Source organism: Sporolactobacillus terrae DSM 11697 (assembly GCF_000648615.1).
Lineage (GTDB): Bacteria > Bacillota > Bacilli > Bacillales > Sporolactobacillaceae > Sporolactobacillus > Sporolactobacillus terrae.
On sequence record NZ_JFZC01000053.1, the window covers coordinates 1 to 18,497 of the forward strand.

The 18,497-nt window shown below is 44.8% G+C and carries 19 protein-coding genes; all 19 read left to right on the forward strand.

Translation table 11 applies throughout. The features are described from left to right. Nucleotides 1–1,057, forward strand: a 1,057-nt coding sequence (locus AA84_RS17715; RefSeq protein WP_236628085.1) for a flagellar biosynthesis protein FlhA, incomplete at its 5' end; no start/stop codon positions are given. Nucleotides 1,058–1,059: 2 nt separating this feature from the next. Continuing rightward, complete coding sequence (locus tag AA84_RS0111105; protein WP_160168725.1) at nucleotides 1,060–2,160, forward strand: flagellar biosynthesis protein FlhF; 1,101 nt, start codon at nucleotides 1,060–1,062, stop codon at nucleotides 2,158–2,160. Further along, entirely contained in the window at nucleotides 2,150–3,037 is an 888-nt protein-coding gene (locus AA84_RS0111110; RefSeq protein WP_028977257.1) for a P-loop NTPase, read from the forward strand. The genes AA84_RS0111105 and AA84_RS0111110 overlap by 11 nt, the downstream gene beginning before the upstream one ends. Further along, nucleotides 3,034–4,107, forward strand: coding sequence for a protein-glutamate methylesterase/protein-glutamine glutaminase (locus tag AA84_RS0111115; protein ID WP_028977258.1), 1,074 nt, complete (start codon nucleotides 3,034–3,036; stop codon nucleotides 4,105–4,107). The genes AA84_RS0111110 and AA84_RS0111115 overlap by 4 nt, the downstream gene beginning before the upstream one ends. A 2-nt stretch (nucleotides 4,108–4,109) precedes the next feature. After that, nucleotides 4,110–6,176, forward strand: coding sequence for a chemotaxis protein CheA (locus AA84_RS0111120; protein WP_028977259.1), 2,067 nt, complete (start codon nucleotides 4,110–4,112; stop codon nucleotides 6,174–6,176). Between the two features lie 12 nt (nucleotides 6,177–6,188). Further along, nucleotides 6,189–6,665 (forward strand): chemotaxis protein CheW, encoded by a 477-nt coding sequence (locus AA84_RS0111125; protein WP_028977260.1) that lies wholly within the window; start codon nucleotides 6,189–6,191, stop codon nucleotides 6,663–6,665. Next, on the forward strand, nucleotides 6,662–7,276 hold the full coding sequence (locus AA84_RS0111130; RefSeq protein WP_028977261.1) for a chemotaxis protein CheC: 615 nt from the start codon (nucleotides 6,662–6,664) through the stop codon (nucleotides 7,274–7,276). The genes AA84_RS0111125 and AA84_RS0111130 overlap by 4 nt, the downstream gene beginning before the upstream one ends. After that, nucleotides 7,273–7,755 carry a chemotaxis protein CheD gene (locus AA84_RS0111135; RefSeq protein WP_028977262.1) on the forward strand — a complete coding sequence of 161 codons (483 nt, stop codon included), beginning with the start codon at nucleotides 7,273–7,275 and terminating at the stop codon, nucleotides 7,753–7,755. Before AA84_RS0111130 ends, AA84_RS0111135 begins: the two co-directional genes overlap by 4 nt. A gap of 42 nt (nucleotides 7,756–7,797) precedes the next feature. Next, nucleotides 7,798–8,544 (forward strand): FliA/WhiG family RNA polymerase sigma factor, encoded by a 747-nt coding sequence (locus AA84_RS0111140; protein WP_223362480.1) that lies wholly within the window; start codon nucleotides 7,798–7,800, stop codon nucleotides 8,542–8,544. Between the two features lie 26 nt (nucleotides 8,545–8,570). Continuing rightward, a complete protein-coding gene (locus AA84_RS0111145; protein ID WP_028977264.1) occupies nucleotides 8,571–9,137 on the forward strand; it encodes a DUF6115 domain-containing protein in 567 nt (188 codons plus the stop codon). A 158-nt stretch (nucleotides 9,138–9,295) separates the two neighbouring features. After that, nucleotides 9,296–10,051 (forward strand): 30S ribosomal protein S2, encoded by a 756-nt coding sequence (rpsB, locus tag AA84_RS0111150; protein WP_028977265.1) that lies wholly within the window; start codon nucleotides 9,296–9,298, stop codon nucleotides 10,049–10,051. Between the two features lie 95 nt (nucleotides 10,052–10,146). After that, nucleotides 10,147–11,028, forward strand: a complete 882-nt coding sequence (tsf, locus tag AA84_RS0111155; RefSeq protein ID WP_028977266.1) for a translation elongation factor Ts — start codon at nucleotides 10,147–10,149, stop codon at nucleotides 11,026–11,028. 260 nt (nucleotides 11,029–11,288) lie between these two features. Beyond that, nucleotides 11,289–12,014, forward strand: a complete 726-nt coding sequence (pyrH, locus tag AA84_RS0111160; protein ID WP_010026100.1) for a UMP kinase — start codon at nucleotides 11,289–11,291, stop codon at nucleotides 12,012–12,014. Between the two features lie 3 nt (nucleotides 12,015–12,017). Beyond that, on the forward strand, nucleotides 12,018–12,578 hold the full coding sequence (frr, locus tag AA84_RS0111165; protein WP_028977267.1) for a ribosome recycling factor: 561 nt from the start codon (nucleotides 12,018–12,020) through the stop codon (nucleotides 12,576–12,578). An 89-nt stretch (nucleotides 12,579–12,667) separates the two neighbouring features. Next, entirely contained in the window at nucleotides 12,668–13,441 is a 774-nt protein-coding gene (locus AA84_RS0111170) for an isoprenyl transferase (RefSeq protein WP_028977268.1), read from the forward strand. Then, a complete protein-coding gene (locus AA84_RS0111175; RefSeq protein ID WP_028977269.1) occupies nucleotides 13,438–14,229 on the forward strand; it encodes a phosphatidate cytidylyltransferase in 792 nt (263 codons plus the stop codon). Before AA84_RS0111170 ends, AA84_RS0111175 begins: the two co-directional genes overlap by 4 nt. 13 nt (nucleotides 14,230–14,242) lie before the next feature. Next, entirely contained in the window at nucleotides 14,243–15,391 is a 1,149-nt protein-coding gene (dxr, locus tag AA84_RS0111180) for a 1-deoxy-D-xylulose-5-phosphate reductoisomerase (RefSeq protein ID WP_028977270.1), read from the forward strand. Nucleotides 15,392–15,409: 18 nt separating this feature from the next. Further along, entirely contained in the window at nucleotides 15,410–16,672 is a 1,263-nt protein-coding gene (rseP, locus tag AA84_RS0111185) for an RIP metalloprotease RseP (protein WP_028977271.1), read from the forward strand. A gap of 50 nt (nucleotides 16,673–16,722) precedes the next feature. Further along, nucleotides 16,723–18,366, forward strand: coding sequence for a proline--tRNA ligase (locus AA84_RS0111190; protein WP_028977272.1), 1,644 nt, complete (start codon nucleotides 16,723–16,725; stop codon nucleotides 18,364–18,366). Nucleotides 18,367–18,497 lie beyond the last annotated feature (131 nt).

Consider the following 18,497-nt stretch of genomic DNA (forward strand, 5'->3'; position numbering starts at 1 on the left):
TTTTTGTCAAAACGCAGACGAAAAGTGGTCCTTTTTTGCGCCAACCAGAATTCTCAGATCAAAAAATCGACAGTTTTTCAGCGGCCTCGATAATACACAAGGGGGGGACTTGCTCGATCGTATCGTGATGATCCGTCGGCAGCTTGCGTTGGAACTTGGGTTTGTTCTGCCGGTTGTCCGTATTCGGGATAATATTCAGCTGGATCCGAACAGCTATCGCATAAAAATCAATGGAAGCGAAGTTGCCAAGGGTTCGCTGCTCCCCGACCATTATCTTGCAATGAGTCCGGGGGTTGATGATCCCGCCATTAAAGGCATTGAGACGGTTGAACCGGCCTTTGGGCTAAAAGCCTTGTGGATCGATGAAGCAACAAAGGATCAAGCAGAGCTTGCAGGGTATACCGTGGTTGATCCGCCATCGGTTGTCTCGACTCATCTGACAGAAGTATTGCGTCGTCATGCCTGTGAGTTGGTAGGCAGACAAGAGACAAAGCAATTAGTTGACCATTTGAAAGAACACTATCCGGCACTTGTCGAAGCCGTAATTCCGGATCCGCTGTCTCTAGGTGACGTGCAGAAGGTACTCGTAAATTTGTTAAAAGAAAATCTATCGATTCGCAATCTGCCTTTGATCTTTGAGACATTAGCAGACTATGGTCAGATGACAAAAGAAACGGGCTTGTTGACCGAATATGTTCGGCAGGCATTGTCTCGTCAGATCACAGAACAATTTGCTAAGCCTGGAGAAACGCTTAAAGTTCTAACTCTGAGTCCAGATCTCGAACGAAAACTGTCTGAATCGGTTCAGAAAACCGAACATGGAAATTTTCTCGCTTTAGATGGGACAACGACCGGTCAGGTTCTGAAAAACTTGCATGCATTAGTTGATAAATGGTCGGATCTTGAGAGTGATCCGGTCATTCTATGCTCGCCTGCGGTGCGTATGTATGTTCATCAATTAACCGAACGTTATTTCCCAACCATTCGCGTGCTCTCTTACAATGAACTAGAGACAAATGTAGAAGTACAAAGCATTGGGGTGCTGAATGCGGCATGAAAATGAAAAAAATTATTGCACCAACGATGGCGCAAGCCATTGAAAAAGTAAAACAAGAACTTGGCGATAATGCGGTCATCTTTCATACAAAGAAAGTGGCTAACGGCAAGTTTTTCAATCTATTTAAAAAAGAACATGTTGAAGTTTTTGCGGCGAGTGATCCGGATACGGAATCTTCATTTAATAAAATGAGACGTGAAACCGAAGTAAAGACTAAGGAGACTAAACCCCTCAATCGAGATGCAGTCTTAAGGCCAATGCCTTATAAAAAATTGGATGAGAAGGTCGATCGTCTTTTTTCTGTACCGCAATGGCTTAAATCGATCCAAGATCTGTTGCTCAATCAAAGTGTGCAGTGGCCGCATGCAGAGCAGTTGCTTCAGGGATTGGTTAAAAAATGGTATCAGAGTGACGAACAGATGAGCGGTGATGAAGCCAAAAAAGTGCTGTACGATGAATTGCTGCAGCGGCTAAACGCGGAACCTATACACACGTCTCATTTAAACGGCAAGTACATGATGCTGGTTGGACCAACCGGTGTCGGCAAGACAACAACCTTGGCGAAACTTGCCAGCCGCGCCGTCCTGGAAGAGGGGAAGAAAGTAGCCTTTATAACGGCAGATACGTATCGAATCGCAGCTGTTGATCAGCTGAAAATGTATGCGAATATTCTCGAGGCACCCATGGAAACCGCTTATACGGAGCAAGATTTTAATGAATTGCTGCAACGGTTTGCCAAGTACGATTATGTGTTCATTGACACCGCAGGGAGGAACTTTCAAAACAGTGTGTACATTGCGGAGCTGTTGCAATTTCTTAAAGCAGAGCGACAGATAAACATGTATTTAGTTTTAGCTGCAACGGCCAAATACGAAGATTTGAACCGAGTCATTCATCAGTTTGAGTCGCTTCATGTGTCACAACTTATCGTTACAAAGGTTGATGAAACTGCAACTTACGGCACATTGATCAGTATTTTGCTGCAACATCCACGATTAAACCTTGCTTATATGACAAATGGTCAAGAAGTTCCGGATGACCTTCAGAAAGCGCATGTTGGGAATTTGATTAATCATTTATTGGGTGGTTCAGATGGTCAATGATCAAGCAGAAAATTTGAGAATGCGCATTTTTCATGAAAAACGTGACACCAAGACAGCACAAGTGATTGGCATTGCCAGTGGTAAAGGCGGTGTCGGTAAATCCGTTTTTTGTGTCAATTTTTCATGGGCGCTTGGTGAGCTCGGGAAAAAGGTGTTAATTATTGATCTCGATGTAGGTATGGGGAATATCGAGCAACTGATGGGACAAGCCGCGCATTTAAACATTGTCGATGCACTGCAGCATCAATCCTCGTTTCAGAATGTTTGTGTGCAGGTGAGTTCACAAGTGTCTTTTATCGCCGGCGGTACAGGTCTTGGTTCATTGTTTCGACTAAACCCTGAGTATCTGAATCAATTCATTACGCAGCTTCAAATGGCAAGAGCTCAGTATGATTTTATTCTCTTTGATTTTGGCGCCGGTGCGTCGGAGGATCTGCTGCATTTTCTGCTAGCCGTTGATCGCATGATTCTTGTCACAACGCCTGAACCACCGGCAATCGCCGACAGTTATTCCTTGATGAAAATGGTTTACACGATAAAACAAGATTTGCAGATTATGGCTGTTGTGAATCAAACCTTGGATCGGCGTGAAGGAATGAAGACGTGGCGGCGCCTGTCCTCAACATCCGCTCGTTTTTTAGGCGCGTCGCCGTCATGGCTTGCTTCGCTGCAAAAAGATGATGAACTGTCTCTATCCGTGCGTCGTCAAAAACCGTGCATGCGCAGTTTTCCTAAGGCAGGCTACAGCGTACAAATGCGATTACTTGCCCGTTCTTTTCTTGTACAATCCGGACAGAAGGTATTTACTGCGCATGAGCGTACATTCGGAGATAAAGTCAGAGAGTATTTAGCACGAATTGGGAGGCATCAGAGATGAAGCAAATCAAAGTGCTGGTTGTGGATGATTCTGCATTTATGCGTCAAACGATCAAAGCAATGATTGAAGAGGATCCGGTGCTGCAAGTCGTTGCTACGGCTCGGAACGGTGCGGATGCGTTGGAAAAAGTGATCCGTTTCAAGCCGGATGTCATCACGCTTGATATTATCTTACCTGGAGACAGGGACGGGTTAGCAGTACTGCATGAGATTATGAGCACAAGACCAACGCCAACCATTATGTTAAGCGGAGCGTCAAATGAAACGATAAACTACGTCATTGAGGCAATCAGCAGCGGCGCTTTTGATTTTATATGCAAGCCCTCAGGAAAACCGGCCGATATTGCACGTATTGAAACAGAACTGCAGGTAAAGATCAAGCAGGCAGCAGAATCAGTGACAGTGAGGAAGAGAACAAACAATGCGGCACAAGTATACCAGCGGGAAGACCTGAGCAGTTCCGGAGGCGTTCAAAGTCATTCACAGCTTATTATCATTGGCTCTTCAACAGGAGGTCCGAAGGCTTTGCAAGCGGTTATTCCACAGTTGAGTGAGCATTTGCCTGCGCCAATTTTGATCGTCCAACATATGCCGCCCAAATTTACAAAGTCGCTTGCCGACCGGCTAAATCGATATGCTAAACTACCGGTAAAGGAAGCGGTGAACGGAGAAATTCTGAAAAAGGGGCATGTATACGTCGCTCCAGGCGGCCTGCACTTATGCGTCAGCTGCAATGAACAGAATCATCTTTGCGTCGACTTGTCTTCAAGCCCCCCAGTTAACGGCGTTCGTCCATCGATTGACGTCACCTTGCGCTCACTTGTCCAATTGCAAGGGTATTCGTTTATCGTTGCGCTGTTGACCGGTATGGGCAAAGATGGTGCGAAAGGTATTCTTGAGTTATGCGAAGCAGGAAAACAGGTACATACGATTGCTGAATCGGAAGAGACTTGCACCGTGTTCGGCATGCCGAAAGCAGCAATCGAGACAGGTCGCGTGAATGAGATACAGCCTATTTACCATATTGCCGATACGATCTGTAGACAATTCGGATTACGGGGAGACGATTAAGCATGGATATGAGTCAATACTTAGGTATATTTCTTGATGAAGCAAGGGAACATCTGCAGAATCTTAATGATCAGCTCATGACGCTTGAAGAGCATTCGGATGATTCAGAACTTCTGAACAGCATTTTTCGATCCGCTCACACGCTAAAAGGAAGTTCCGGACAAATGGGCTTTAACAACATGATGGAACTCACCCATACTATGGAGAATGTATTCGATGCATTGCGTAACAAAAAGATTACGGCATCTGCGGACATGGTCGATGTTCTTTTTGAAGGATTGGACCATTTAGCAGCGATGATCGATTCAATTGAACAAAGCGGATCGGATGCACGTGATGTAGCGGAGACGAAAAAACAGCTTGAAGCGCTTACGGGGAAAAAGGATACATCAAAATCGGAAACGGTCAAGTCTTCAAATGATGGGGCAATGAAGCAGCAAAACGATCCCCAAGCACATTTTTTGAAACTGGAAGACTATGAAAAAGCATACGTGAAACAAGCGCTTGACCAAAATTTAAAGGTCTATGAAATACAAGTGACCTTGAATAAGGATTGTGTGTTGAAAGCTGCGCGCGCCTATATGATTGCTAATGCTTTGGAGGAAGAAGGGACAATCCTTGCTACGCGGCCTGCAACTGAAGCGATCGAAAAAGAAGAATTTGATCAAAAACTGGTTTACCTTGCAGCAGTTGCGTGCGATGAGCAGAAACTCAAGCACAAGATCGAAACAATCTCGGAAGTCGCTGCTCTTGACGTGTCGTCTATTTCGGAAATAGAAGAACAACGTGCACCGCAAAAACAGCAAACCGTAGCGACTGAAAAGAAACGCGATCAAACGTCGCGTACATCCGCTGCGGCCGTGAAAAAGCCGGTTGCCGTCGCGAAAACGTTGCGGGTAAATCTTGACCGTATTGATCAATTAATGAATTTATTTGAGGAGCTTATGATTGATCGCGGGCGCCTTGAACGGGTTGCTTCTGACAATCATCATTCTGATTTAAGCGATACAGTGGAAAAAATCAAGCGTGTGACGAATCAAATGCAAGAGACGCTGCTCAACTTAAGAATGGAGCCAATTGAACAGGTTTTCAATCGTTTTCCAAGATTGGTACGCAGTCTTTCAAAGGAACTAAATAAGAAGGTTAATTTCGTTGTGAAGGGCGGGGATACCGAACTGGATCGAACGGTAATCGAAGAACTTGGCGATCCACTGATGCACATGATCCGCAATTCGATGGACCATGGCATCGAACTGCCCGCCGTACGAGAGGCAAAAGGGAAGAACCCAGAAGGGACGTTAACCCTTGCTGCTTATTACAATGGAAATCAAGTTATTGTTGAGATCAAGGATGACGGCGCTGGGATTAACAGAGAAAAAGTGCTTGACAAAGCAATTGAGAAAAATGTGGTGACAGAGGAAGAAGCGCGTACAATGACCGAAAATCAGATTGATCATTTGCTCTTTGCCTCAGGATTCAGTACTGCCGATAAAATCTCCGATATTTCCGGACGAGGTGTAGGCTTGGATGTCGTTGAAAGCAAAATTCAATCACTCAATGGAACCGTTGAAGTGGTCTCAGCTCCCGATCAAGGCACCACATTTACGGTGAAATTACCGATGACCTTATCGATTATTAATGCGCTGCTCATTCAAACCGGTGAGGAAGTTTATGCCGTACCAATCACGTCCATCACAGAAACGGCATTAAAACGGCAGGTTAAAACCTTTACCATCCACGATCAAACCGTCATGGACTATCGCGAAAGCGTCATCCCCCTTGTTTCACTTGCTGATTACTTTGCCGTTCCTGACCGTAAAACCGATAAACGGGAGGGTTCAGAAAATAGGGGTGCGGTTGTGATACTCAGCCATGGTGATAAGAAGGTGGCTTTGACGGCGGACCAACTGCTTGGCTATCAAGATGTTGTCGTAAAACCACTCGGAAAATATCTTGAGAAGGTACCGGGATTCTCAGGAACGACCATTCTTGGTGATGGACGAGCTGCACTAATTATTGATTGTCAGAGACTGATTGAAACCAATAAAACCATTAAGGAAAGAGCTTAAGGAGGAAAACCGATGACGAGTCAGGAGAAGCAACTAAAAGTAATTTTGTTTGAAATGAACGGTGAAACCTACGGCGTTCCGGTTGAACAAGTGTTGTCTATTGAGAAGGTCGACGGTATCACGCGTCTTCCTAATGCAGCTTCTTTCGTAAAAGGTGTGATGAATTTGCGCAGTATTATTACGCCGATTATTGATGTACGTGAACGCTTTCAAATGGGGCATTCTAAGATCACACCTGAAAGCCGAATTATTGTTGTTGAGCAAGATGAGATGAGTGTGGGCTTGTTGGTTGATTCATCAAAAGAGGTACTGGATATCGATGCGGACCAGCTGGAACAGACACCGGAAATGATCGGTGGGTCATCGGCAGAATACCTGAGCGCTGTGGCGAAGATCGGTGAAGATCAATTATTGCTGTTATTGAATCTGAAACAGGTGCTGAACCAAAATGATGTTGCCGCTTTACGTGCAATCGGAGACGAAGCATGAACCATCTGAATCAGCTTGACGGTCGACATCTCGACTTGCTAAAAGAATCAGCAAACATTGGTGCATCGCATGCTGCGACTTCACTATCCATGATGTTAAAGAAGCCGATCGATCTGTGCATTCCGTCCGTACGCTTGCAGTCTATTGCTGAGCTGATTAACGGGAAAGCAGAACAACAGGTTGCCGCTTCATTGATCCAAGTAAAAGGCAGAATCAAAGGCTACTTTTTCGTCATGTTTGCCATTGATCAGGCAAATATGCTGATTGAGGAGCTTGTTCCTCAGGGCAATATTTGCGATGATGGGATTGGCAGATCGGCATTTTATGAAGTCAGCAATATTCTTTGCGGCTCCTATCTGTCGGCGCTTGCTTCATTTTTGAATGTCACGTTTATTCAATCCCCTCCAGTTATTTCGGTGGATATGGCTGGGGCAATATTGAGTGAAGGACTCGTTGAATTATCACTCTATGATGAGTTTGCACTGCTCATTGATGCCGTTGTTTTTGATCGGCAAAAAGGGCATCAGTTGAATGGAGAATTTTTATTTCTGCCACTGCCCGATTCTCTGGATGTTATTTTCGAGCGGGTTGAAGGGAAGTTTTCTCAGTGATTCATGTTGGAATCTCGGAAATCAAGTTTGCCATCCATCCAGAGTCTTTAAAAACACTTGGTTTAGGTTCTTGTGTCGGAGTCGTGATCTATCATCAGCAAACACAAACTGCGGGGATGGCTCATGTTATGCTGCCTGATTCATCATTCGCTCGATCAACGATCTATCCGCCAGGAAAATATGCAGATACGGCAATACCGATGCTTGTGACAAAGCTGACAGAATATTATCATTGCCCGATCTCTGAGCTGAAGGCAAAAATGGCCGGAGGAGCAGAAATGTTCCGAACCACTCGAGTTCTATCCATGGAGAGTATAGGAAAGCGAAATATCGAGGCTGTCAAAGCGCAGCTAAGCGATTTTCATATACCGATTATTAGCGAAGAAATTGGTAAAGATTACGGCAGAACGGTTGAATTTTTTTGCGATTCTTGCAGGCTGGCCATTCACGCCCTGTTTCGAGGCAGCCATTTGATCTAAGATCGTTCAAAGGAGGGGAGAGAACTGGAAAAATCAGAAGCTTTGGAATCCATTTATTGGGAGCGCTGGATTCAGTCTCATGACCGAAAGGCAGCAAATTGTCTTCTGGAAATCTATATGCCCCTTGTAACGTATCATGTGCAGCGGATTGGTGCCGGATTGCCGCGCAATGTGGACAGGGAAGAGTTGCAAAGCTTTGCACTGCTCGGTCTCTACGATGCCCTAGAGAAATTTGATCGCAATCGGGACCTGAAATTTGATACCTATGCATCGTTTCGCATCCGCGGGGCCATCTTGGACGGGCTGCGCAAAGCGGACTGGATGCCGCGATCAATGCGTGAGAAGAGCAAAAGAATTGAGAAAGCAGTCGAGAAGATTGAGCAAAATCAGATGCGTTCCGCTACCCTTGAAGAGGTTGCAAAACTGTGTAAAATGACGGTTAATGAAGTGTCGCAGGTTGTATCGGAGAGTTTGTTTTCAAACTTGCTGTCTCTTGATGACGGGGGTTCAGATAATGGAGAGTCTGGTGCGAATGCAATTGAAGATACACGTTCCGATTCTCCGGAAGAACATGTCCTTGAAGAAGAACGACATGCGCAGCTTGCAAAGGAAATCGACAAACTCAATGAGAAAGAGCGTCTCGTGGTTTCTCTTTTCTATTATGAAGAACTGACTTTAACTGAGATCGGGCAAGTGTTGAATCTCTCTACATCTCGAATCTCACAAATCCACAGTAAAGCGCTGCTTAAATTACGCAACTATTTAACTGGAAAAGAACATTATGCTTAATCATCATGTAAAGCGGGGTGAATGCATTGTCAGCATTTTGGATTACGTTGAATTTCGTGCTGCTTCTTTTGGCTTTTTATCTTATCCTCTATCTGTATCAAAGAATTAAAGTGCTGCAAAAGACGCTTTCAGAACAAAATGTGCAGGAGTCCGAACAACTGCTTGCCGAGCATATTCAAGCGGTGCGCCATGAGAATGAGCAGTTTCTTGAAGCGGTTCAGGAACTTGTCATGAATGTGCGCACGGAAACGCGCGCAGCCGGTCAGGATCAGAGCGGAAAACCGATTGTGACTGCTCCCAAAACAAGCAGCAGCGCAAAAAATAGTGAGAAAGTAAAAGAAAAAACGTTTGAAACCGTCCTGAATCGTGTCAATGAGGATCAGGAATTGGCCTCCAAAAAACAAACCGGAAGTGAGCCAGAGCATGAATGGATGCCGCCGATTGATTCGATCCAAGATCATATCGAAGAGTCCCCCTATGTTCAGGCAATGAAACTTAAAGAAGATGGGAAATCAATTACAGAAATCGCCAAAAAAATGAAACGCGGAAAAGGCGAGATTGAACTTCTGCTCCGAATGCATGGAAAAAATTAATCGAATCTTGCCATGCACTGCAGAGTATGATATAGTTACGTTTGGTGTCAATCACACACGTCTGTTGATTTATGCGCGGGTGCTGAGCGCCATGCTCAGTCGCACACGAAAATGACATGGACGGAGGAATAAAACCATAATTAGGAGGCAACACATTCATGGCAGTTATTTCAATGAAACAATTACTGGAATCCGGTGTTCATTTCGGTCACCAAACACGTCGCTGGAATCCAAAAATGAAGCCGTATATTTTTACGGAAAGAAACGGTATCTACATTATCGATCTTCAGAAAACCGTACGAAAAGTCGAAGCAGCATACAACTTCGTCAGAGATATTGCGGCTGACGGCGGGAAAATTCTTTTCGTTGGTACAAAGAAACAAGCACAAGATTCTGTAAAAGCGGAAGCAGAACGTTCCGGTCAGTACTATGTAAATCAACGTTGGCTCGGCGGTACACTGACCAACTTCGAGACGATAAAAAAACGGATCAAACGTTTGAAAGATATCGAAAAAATGCAAGAAGACGGTACATTTGATGTACTCCCTAAAAAAGAAGTTGTTGGTCTTAAAAAAGAATTGGCACGTCTTGAAAAATTCTTGGGCGGCATCAAAGATATGGAAAGTCTTCCACAAGCACTTTTTGTTATCGATCCGCGCAAAGAACGGATCGCGATTGCCGAAGCACACAAGTTGAATATTCCGATCATCGCAATTGTTGATACAAACTGCGATCCGGATGAAATCGATGTAATCATTCCAGGTAACGATGATGCAATTCGTGCTGTGAAATTACTCACTGGAAAAATGGCGGATGCTGTTTTAGAAGCTAATCAAGGCGAAGAAACAGAAGAAGCTTCAGCTCAACCGGAACAAACTGAAAAAGTTGAAGAAGAGCCGGTTAAAGCGGAATAAAGAGCAAGTCAAGACTTAATGGGGTGATAAGGGGCTAGCCCTTTATCACTCTTTTCACGAAAACAAACAGCTTCACCATCAAAGGAGGATTCCCATTGGCTGCAATTAGTGCAAAGCAAGTAAAAGAATTACGTGAACTGACGGGTGCAGGGATTATGGATTGCAAACGCGCACTCGCAGAAACAGAAGGCGATATCAAGAAAGCGATCGACGTACTTCGTGAAAAAGGAATGGCAAAAGCTGCTAAGAAATCCGGGCGTGTCGCTGCCGAAGGTTTGGCTGAAATCAAAATCGACGGTAACAAGGCCGTTGCTCTTGAGGTCAACTCGGAAACCGATTTTGTTGCGAAAAATGCAGAATTCAAAGTCTTGATTGATACATTAGCACAACACATTCTCGACAAAGAGCCAGCCTCTGTTGAAGAAGCGCTGACTCAGAAGACCGCTTCAGGAGTTACTGTTGACGACTTGATTACTTCCGCTATTTCTAAAATTGGCGAAAAGATCAGCTTACGCCGTTTTGCAGTTGAGACGAAGACCGATGATCAAGTTTTCGGTTCCTACCTGCACATGGGTGGTCGTATCGCCGCTCTGACGAAATTAACAGGTTCTGATGCGACGGCAGCAAAGGATGTTGCCATGCATGTTGCGGCAATTCGTCCGCAATATCTGACAGAAGATCAGATCCCAGCTGACGTTGTTGCTCATGAAAAAGAAGTGCTGACACAAGAAGCACTTGGCGAAGGCAAACCGGCCAATATTGTTGAAAAAATGGTTGGTGGACGATTGAAAAAATTTTTCAAAGAAATCTGTCTAGTGGACCAGCCGTTTGTTAAAGACGGTGATGTGACCGTTAAAGAATATTTGAAGAGCAAGAATGCGGATGTTCTTTCATTCGTGCGTTTTGAAGTCGGCGAAGGCATTGAAAAGAAAGAAGATAACTTTGTTGATGAAGTAAAAGCACAGATGAAACAATAATTGCGCCTGTAAGGTGCTGTTGAACGACGATCGATTTAACAACCGTCATAAAACCGCCGATGCGGTTTTCAACACCCGATGAAACAGAGCAAGAAATCACAATGGGGCACGGGTAACGTGTCCCATTTTTTACACTGGTAAGAAAGTAAGAAAATAAAAGATTTAAGGAAACGAGTGTAAGTGCAACTAAGCCTTTGCCTTCGCCAGAGGCTTGGCAAAGCCAAGTTTTCTAAAAATCATCTAACGAGAGGTGCAGGAGCATGCCGAAAAAGGCAATTTATAAGCGGGTCATTTTAAAATTAAGTGGAGAAGCCCTTGCAGGTACAGGCGGTTTCGGCATCGAACCAAGCGTGATTCGATCGATTACGAAGCAAGTAAAGGAAGTTGTCGATCTCGGTGTAGAAGTTGCCATTGTTTGCGGTGCTGGAAACATCTGGAGAGGAAAAGCAGGCAGCGAAATGGGAATGGATCGTGCACAGGCTGATTATATGGGGATGCTTGCGACGGTACTCAACGCACTTGCTTTGCAGGATTGTCTTGAAGGAATCGGTGTTGAAACGCGTGTACAAACCTCAATCGAAATGAGGCAGGTTGCTGAACCTTATATTCGCAGACGCGCCATCCGACATCTGCAAAAGGGGCGTGTCGTTATTTTTGCCGCGGGAACAGGCAATCCTTATTTTTCAACGGATACAACAGCGGCGCTGCGAGCGGCTGAAATTGAAGCAGACGTGATCTTGATGGCAAAAAATAATGTTGACGGTGTGTATTCAGCGGATCCAAAAGTCGATAAAAGTGCGAAGAAATATAAGGAAATTTCCTATTTGCGTGTTCTGAATGAAGGGCTTCAAGTCATGGATTCTACGGCTTCATCGCTTAGCATGGATAATGATATTCCGCTTGTTGTTTTCTCATTATCAGAAGAAGGAAATATTAAACGTGCTGTGCTTGGCGAAGATATCGGCACAGTTGTAAAGGGGCGATAACTCATGGCTCAAACAGAGCTTTTTAAAGATGCACAAGAACGAATGGGTAAAGCGGTTAAAGCATTTCAGCGCGAATTAGTAACGGTGCGCGCAGGAAGAGCGAACCCTTCGTTACTAAATAAGGTAACGGTTGAGTATTACGGAGCAGAAACACCACTGAATCAGGTTGCCTCAATCACGGTTCCTGAAGCGCGGCTTCTGCTCATCCAACCTTATGATCGGACTGCACTGCCTAACATTGAAAAGGGTATTCTCAAGTCTGATCTTGGCATCACACCGACGAACGACGGTCAGGTGATTCGCATTGCAATTCCACCTTTGACCGAGGAGAGGCGTGCTGATTTGGTGAAATTGGTTCGTAAAATGGCTGAAGAGGCAAAAATTGCAGTGCGCAATGTACGTCGCGATGCAAACGATCAAGTGAAAAAAATGGCCAAGAACAACGAACTGACAAAAGATGATGTTCATGAAGCTGAGGATGATATTCAAAAGTTGACCAATGAAACAATAAAAGCAATTGATCAACTGGCAGCGGACAAAGAAAAGGAAATGATGGACATCTAAAGGGGCACAACCAAACAGGCAGCGCACCGGACAGCACGATCTGTTGATTGTATCCAAAGGTACGCAGCATCAGTACTGGGGGAAAATCAATGTTTGAAAAGTTTTCCTTAAATAAAGGAAAAACGGCTATGCCGAAGCATGAAGACACAAAATCGATAAGCATACCGAACCATGTGGCTATCATTATGGACGGCAACGGTCGATGGGCAAAAAAACGCGGGCTTCCGCGAGTTGCCGGTCATCGTGAAGCAATGAAAACCATAAAACGGGTGACGAAGGAAGCGGATCGCTTAGGTGTTAAAGTGCTCACCTTATATGCTTTCTCTACTGAAAACTGGAAGCGTCCGAAAGCAGAAGTCGACTTTTTAATGAAGCTACCGCAGCAATTCTTGAATTCCTATTTAAAGGAACTGATTGAACAAAATGTCCAAGTGAAAGCAATGGGCGATTTATCCCGACTTCCTACCTATACATTGAGTGCGGTAAATGACGCAATTGAAAAGACGAAGGCAAACAGCGGTTTGATCCTAAATTTTGCCTTGAATTACGGCAGCCATGCTGAAATCGTTCAAGCTGTAAAAAAAATTATTCGCGAAGCACACAGCCCAGAGGACATTAGTGAAAAGATGATTGCCGATCATATGATCAGTCCCGCGCTTCCCGATCCTGACCTTTTGATTCGAACCGGTGGAGAGATCCGGTTAAGTAATTTTATGTTATGGCAGCTTGCTTATACGGAACTTTATTTTTCGGAAGAGTATTGGCCGGACTTCAATGAGCAGAGTCTTCAAGATGCTGTTCGGGCATTTTCAAGCAGACAGCGCAGATTCGGCGGGCTCGCGGAAGGAAGCGAAAATCCTTGAAACAGCGTATTACAACCGGTTTACTGGCAGGTGCTTTTTATCTTGTTCTTCTTTGCATCGGTTCCTTGCCCTTCACTTTGCTGGCTGCAGCTATTGCGGTAATTAGTTATCTCGAATTAGTTAAAATGGGCAAAATGAATGTTGCTTTTCCAGAAGTTATCTTTGGCGGACTGGCGGTGGCCGCTCTTGTTCTGAATGCCGGTCGTTCTTCATTTTTAGCAGATGGGTTATGGATGAGAATGACTGCGCTGTTCGTTCTGCTGATGCTGACACTGATGATCTTGCGACGTTCCGCTTTTACATTTGCAAACGCTGCGTACCTCTTCTTGTCGGTGTTTTACATAGGGATTCCATTCTATTTACTGGTTCGGCTCCGTTTAGACAGTCTGCTTCTCGTATTGCTCGTACAAGTTTTGATTTGGACAACCGACAGCGGCGCTTATTTCGTTGGTCGAAAATTTGGCAAGCGTAAACTTGCGCCTGTAATCAGTCCGAATAAAACCCGAGAAGGCTCAATCGGTGCGGTAATTATCGCCGTTTTGATTGCGTTGCTGTTTAAGTGGATTGCGGGTCCGGCATTGGCACTGGCCTGGCCCACCCTCATTGGAATCAGTCTCGTTATTTCCGTGTTTGGACAGATCGGTGATTTAGTGGAATCTGCAATAAAACGCTACTATAATATCAAGGATTCAGGAACGATTTTACCGGGTCATGGCGGCATGCTTGACCGCTTTGACAGTTTGATTTTTGTACTCCCTTTGCTTTACGTTTTAGGATTCATTGTTTGAGGAGGAATGGTTGATGAAAAAAATCAGCTTGCTCGGTGCCACAGGATCGGTAGGAACCCAAACGCTTGCAATTCTTCGCGAGCATCCGGATCAATTTGCACTTGTCGCAATGGCATTTGGCGAGAATATTCAAACCGCACTCCCACTCATCCATGAGTTTAAACCTGCTTTGATCGCTGTTAAAAATAAACAGGTGGCGGATCGATTGAAGATCCACTTGGATCCTTCCACTCGTCTGGTTTACGGGATTGAAGGGATGATCGAAGCAGCTGTTCATCCTGACAGTGATCTGTTGGTCAACGCAGTACTCGGCAGTATTGGCCTCGAGCCCACACTTGCAGCAATAGAAGCCGGTAAAACAATTGGTCTTGCGAACAAGGAAACGTTGGTTACGGCGGGACATCTCGTGATGAGACGTGCGAAAAAATTTGGCGTTCCGATCTTGCCTGTCGATAGTGAACACTCGGCAATTTTTCAATCGATGCAAGGCCAGGACCGCTCAGCTGTTTCACGCATTATCATTACTGCATCTGGCGGAAGTTTCAGAGACAAAACGCGCGAGGAACTTGCTGGAGTTACGGTTAAAGATGCCCTTAATCACCCAAACTGGTCGATGGGCGCAAAGATTACAATCGATTCGGCGACGATGATGAATAAAGGTTTGGAAATCATTGAAGCGCACTGGCTGTTTGATTTGCCCTATGAAAAAATTGATACGGTTATTCACAGGGAGAGTATTGTTCACTCATTAGTTGAATATGCTGATCATAGTGTCATTGCACAGCTGGGATGTCCCAGTATGCTCGTTCCGATTCAGTATGCCCTTACTTATCCTTCCCGGTTAACACTTAGGCAAACGAAAACGTTGAATTTATCTGAAATCGGCAGTTTGCATTTTCAAAAAATGGACATGCACCGCTTCCCATGTGTATCATTAGCTTATCATGCAGGGAAAACGGGAGGTTCGATGCCTACCGTATTGAATGCAGCGAATGAAACAGCGGTTCAGGCATTCTTAGCTGGGAAAATTACCTTTCTGGATATTGAGCGCTATGTGGAGATGGCTTTGACCAACCATCATGTCATTAAAGCACCTGAATTAAAAACGATTGAAGCTGTTGACAAAGAAACACGCGCTTTTGTCAAGGAGCAAATAAACTAAAGACAGAGGTGTCTTCTCGTGGAAACGTTGATTATCGTTGTGATCATTTTCGGACTGCTTGTCTCAATCCATGAACTCGGTCATCTCATTGTCGCAAAACGCTCCGGTATTTTGTGCCGGGAGTACGCGATCGGTTTCGGGCCGAAACTCTTTGCGATTAAAAGAGGAGAAACCGTATATACGTTGCGTTTGCTTCCAATCGGGGGGTATGTGCGCATGGCGGGTGAAGACCCGGAAACTTTTGAGGTCAAGCCTGGACAAAGTATCGGGATTTTCCTGAACGATCGAAATCAGGTGACACGGATTGTCAGCGACCACCTTGAAAAATATCCGAATGCTCGCTTTCTAACGGTTGAACACTGCGACCTTGACAAGGAGCTCTACTTATCAGGATACGAAGAGGAAAATGGACCACTGATTCAGTACGCTATTGACCGTCAGGCAACCTATGTATCGGATCATCAGGATTTTCAAATTGCACCCCACGATCGGCAGTTTGCATCAAAACCGCTGCTCGCACGTTTTCTGACGATTTTTGCCGGTCCGTTTATGAATCTGGTCTTAGCAGTTGTTATCTTCATCATTTATTTCAGTATTCAAGGCGTACCGTCGAATCAGCCTCAGCTTGGAACCGTTATCGATGGCTACTCTGCACAGAAATACGGATTAGTGTCAGGAGACCGCATCCTGCAAATTGATGGTCAGGGCATAAAGAGTTGGCAAGATATTGCTGGATATGTGAGTAAACATCCAAAGCAAAAGATCGAAATGACCGTTGAACGAAATGGGGAGCAGCAGCAAATAGAACTGCTGACCGGCGAACGGAAGGGTGCCAATGGAAAGCCTGAAGGCATGATCGGCGTATATCAGCCGACGATTCATTCGTTTGCTGCGTCAATCGGTGCAGGTTTCAGTCAAACCTATTATTGGATAAAAATGGAATTCGTTGGTTTGAAAATGCTGATTTCCGGGGGATTTGATTTAAACAATTTAGCAGGTCCTGTGGGCATATATAATGCGACTGGAGCAGTGGTTTCACAAGGTTTATTCTTTGTTTTGAATTGGACGGCATTTTTAAGTGTCAATTTAGCGGTGATTAATTTGCTGCCGCTTCCTGCACTGGATGGCGGTCGACTCATGTTCATCATTTTCGAAGCTTTACGCGGCAAACCGATTGAGCCACAAAAAGAGGCACTCGTTCATTTTATTGGTTTTGCATTTCTGATGATCTTGATGCTGCTTGTCACGTGGAACGATTTGCAAAACCTCTTTACACGATAGATGAAAACAATGTTCCTAAAAAAGACTGAAACGATTTGAGGTGGTCATTAGTGAAACAAAGCCAAATGTTTATTCCAACGATGAAAGAAACGCCGGCAGATGCCGAGTCCGCCAGTCACCGTTTGCTGCTGCGCGGTGGTTACATACGGCAAAATGCTTCCGGGGTGTATTCCTATCTTCCGCTTGGTTATAAGATCATAAAAAAAATTGAGGCAATTATTCGCGAAGAAATGGATCGTACCGGTTCTCAGGAACTGCTTATGCCTGCGATGCAGCCAGCAGAATTATGGCATGAAACCGGACGATGGGACGTGTATGGTCCTGAATTGATGCGCCTAAAAGACAGGCATAACCGTTTCTTCGCTCTTGGTGCAACCGGTGAAGAATTAATCACAAGTCTTGTGCGTGATTATTTAAATACGTATAAAAAGCTGCCAATGAGCCTGTACCAAATTCAAACGAAGTTTCGTGACGAAAAACGGCCGCGTTTTGGTCTGCTCCGCGGTCGCGAATTTATTATGAAAGATGCCTATACCTTTCATGATTCTGCTGAGAGTCTGGATCAAACCTACTGGGTGATGTACCATGCGTATTGCAGAATTTTTGAACGCTGTGGACTAACGTTTCGCGCAGTTCTTGCAGATTCCGGAGCAATCGGCGGCAAGGACACGCATGAATTCCAGGCGCTTGCTGAAATTGGTGAAGATACAATTGCCTATTCGGATACTTCTGATTATGCAGCAAACTTGGAGATGGCCTCAGTACTTGATCAAGAAGAAGGGAAAGATGGCGAGACGCTTCCTCTTGAAAAAGTCGAAGGTAAGCAAGAAGTCGATGGAAATCAAGCAATCACTGCTTACTGGTTCCAAACTCGATCCGAACGTGTGGTTGTGTTTTTGAAAGCCTCCGATGAAATCAACGACGTTAAGGTGAAGAATCTTCTTGGGACCGATTTGATTGAGTTGATAACCGGTTCGAGTGAAGATGCGATGCACCCGGCAGAAGGGGTACGCGTTTTTGCAGACAATGGATTAAAACATGTGGCGCGCGCCGCTTATTATAACCAAGCGGAAAACAGCACTTATTTCCATCTTGATCCATCACGTGATCTGCCAATTGAATCCTTCGATGATCTTCGTTTCATTAAAGAAGGAGATCCATCTCCGGATGGAAGTGGTGTCATTAAATTTGCTCGCGGCATCGAAATCGGACAAGTTTTTAAACTTGGAACCAAATATTCCGAAGCGATGAACGCCACTTATCTGGATACTGATGGAAAGGCTAAGCCGCTGATCATGGGATGTTACGGCATTGGCATTTCAAGAACGCTGTCTGCAGTCTGCGAGCAGTATCATGATGATGAGGGCATGATTTGGCCTAAGTCGCTGGCACCATTCACCATTCATTTAATAACAGTTAATCCCAAAAAAGAGGATCAGTTGGCCTTATCGGAACAACTCTACAGCCAATTCATTCAAGAAGGCTATGATGTGCTTTGGGACGATCGAAAAGAACGGCCGGGCGTTAAATTCGCTGAAAGTGAACTAATCGGCTGTCCGGTACAAGTCATTGTCGGCAAAAGGGCTTCAGAGCAAATTGTCGAGCTTGCCGCACGAAAAGATACAGAGCGCGTAGAAACGAGTACTGCACAGCTTTCTGATGCGGTAAAACAATTATTAAACACACTCGCTTAATCTCATCTTTATTCTGTTCTAGAGGAGCTGACCGGCTCCTTTTTTACAGGATAAGAAAGTATATGATTTTGACCTGTCTTCAAACCAATAGCCCAGTGTCTTGGCCGAGAAACAAAGCGGAGGTGCGAGAC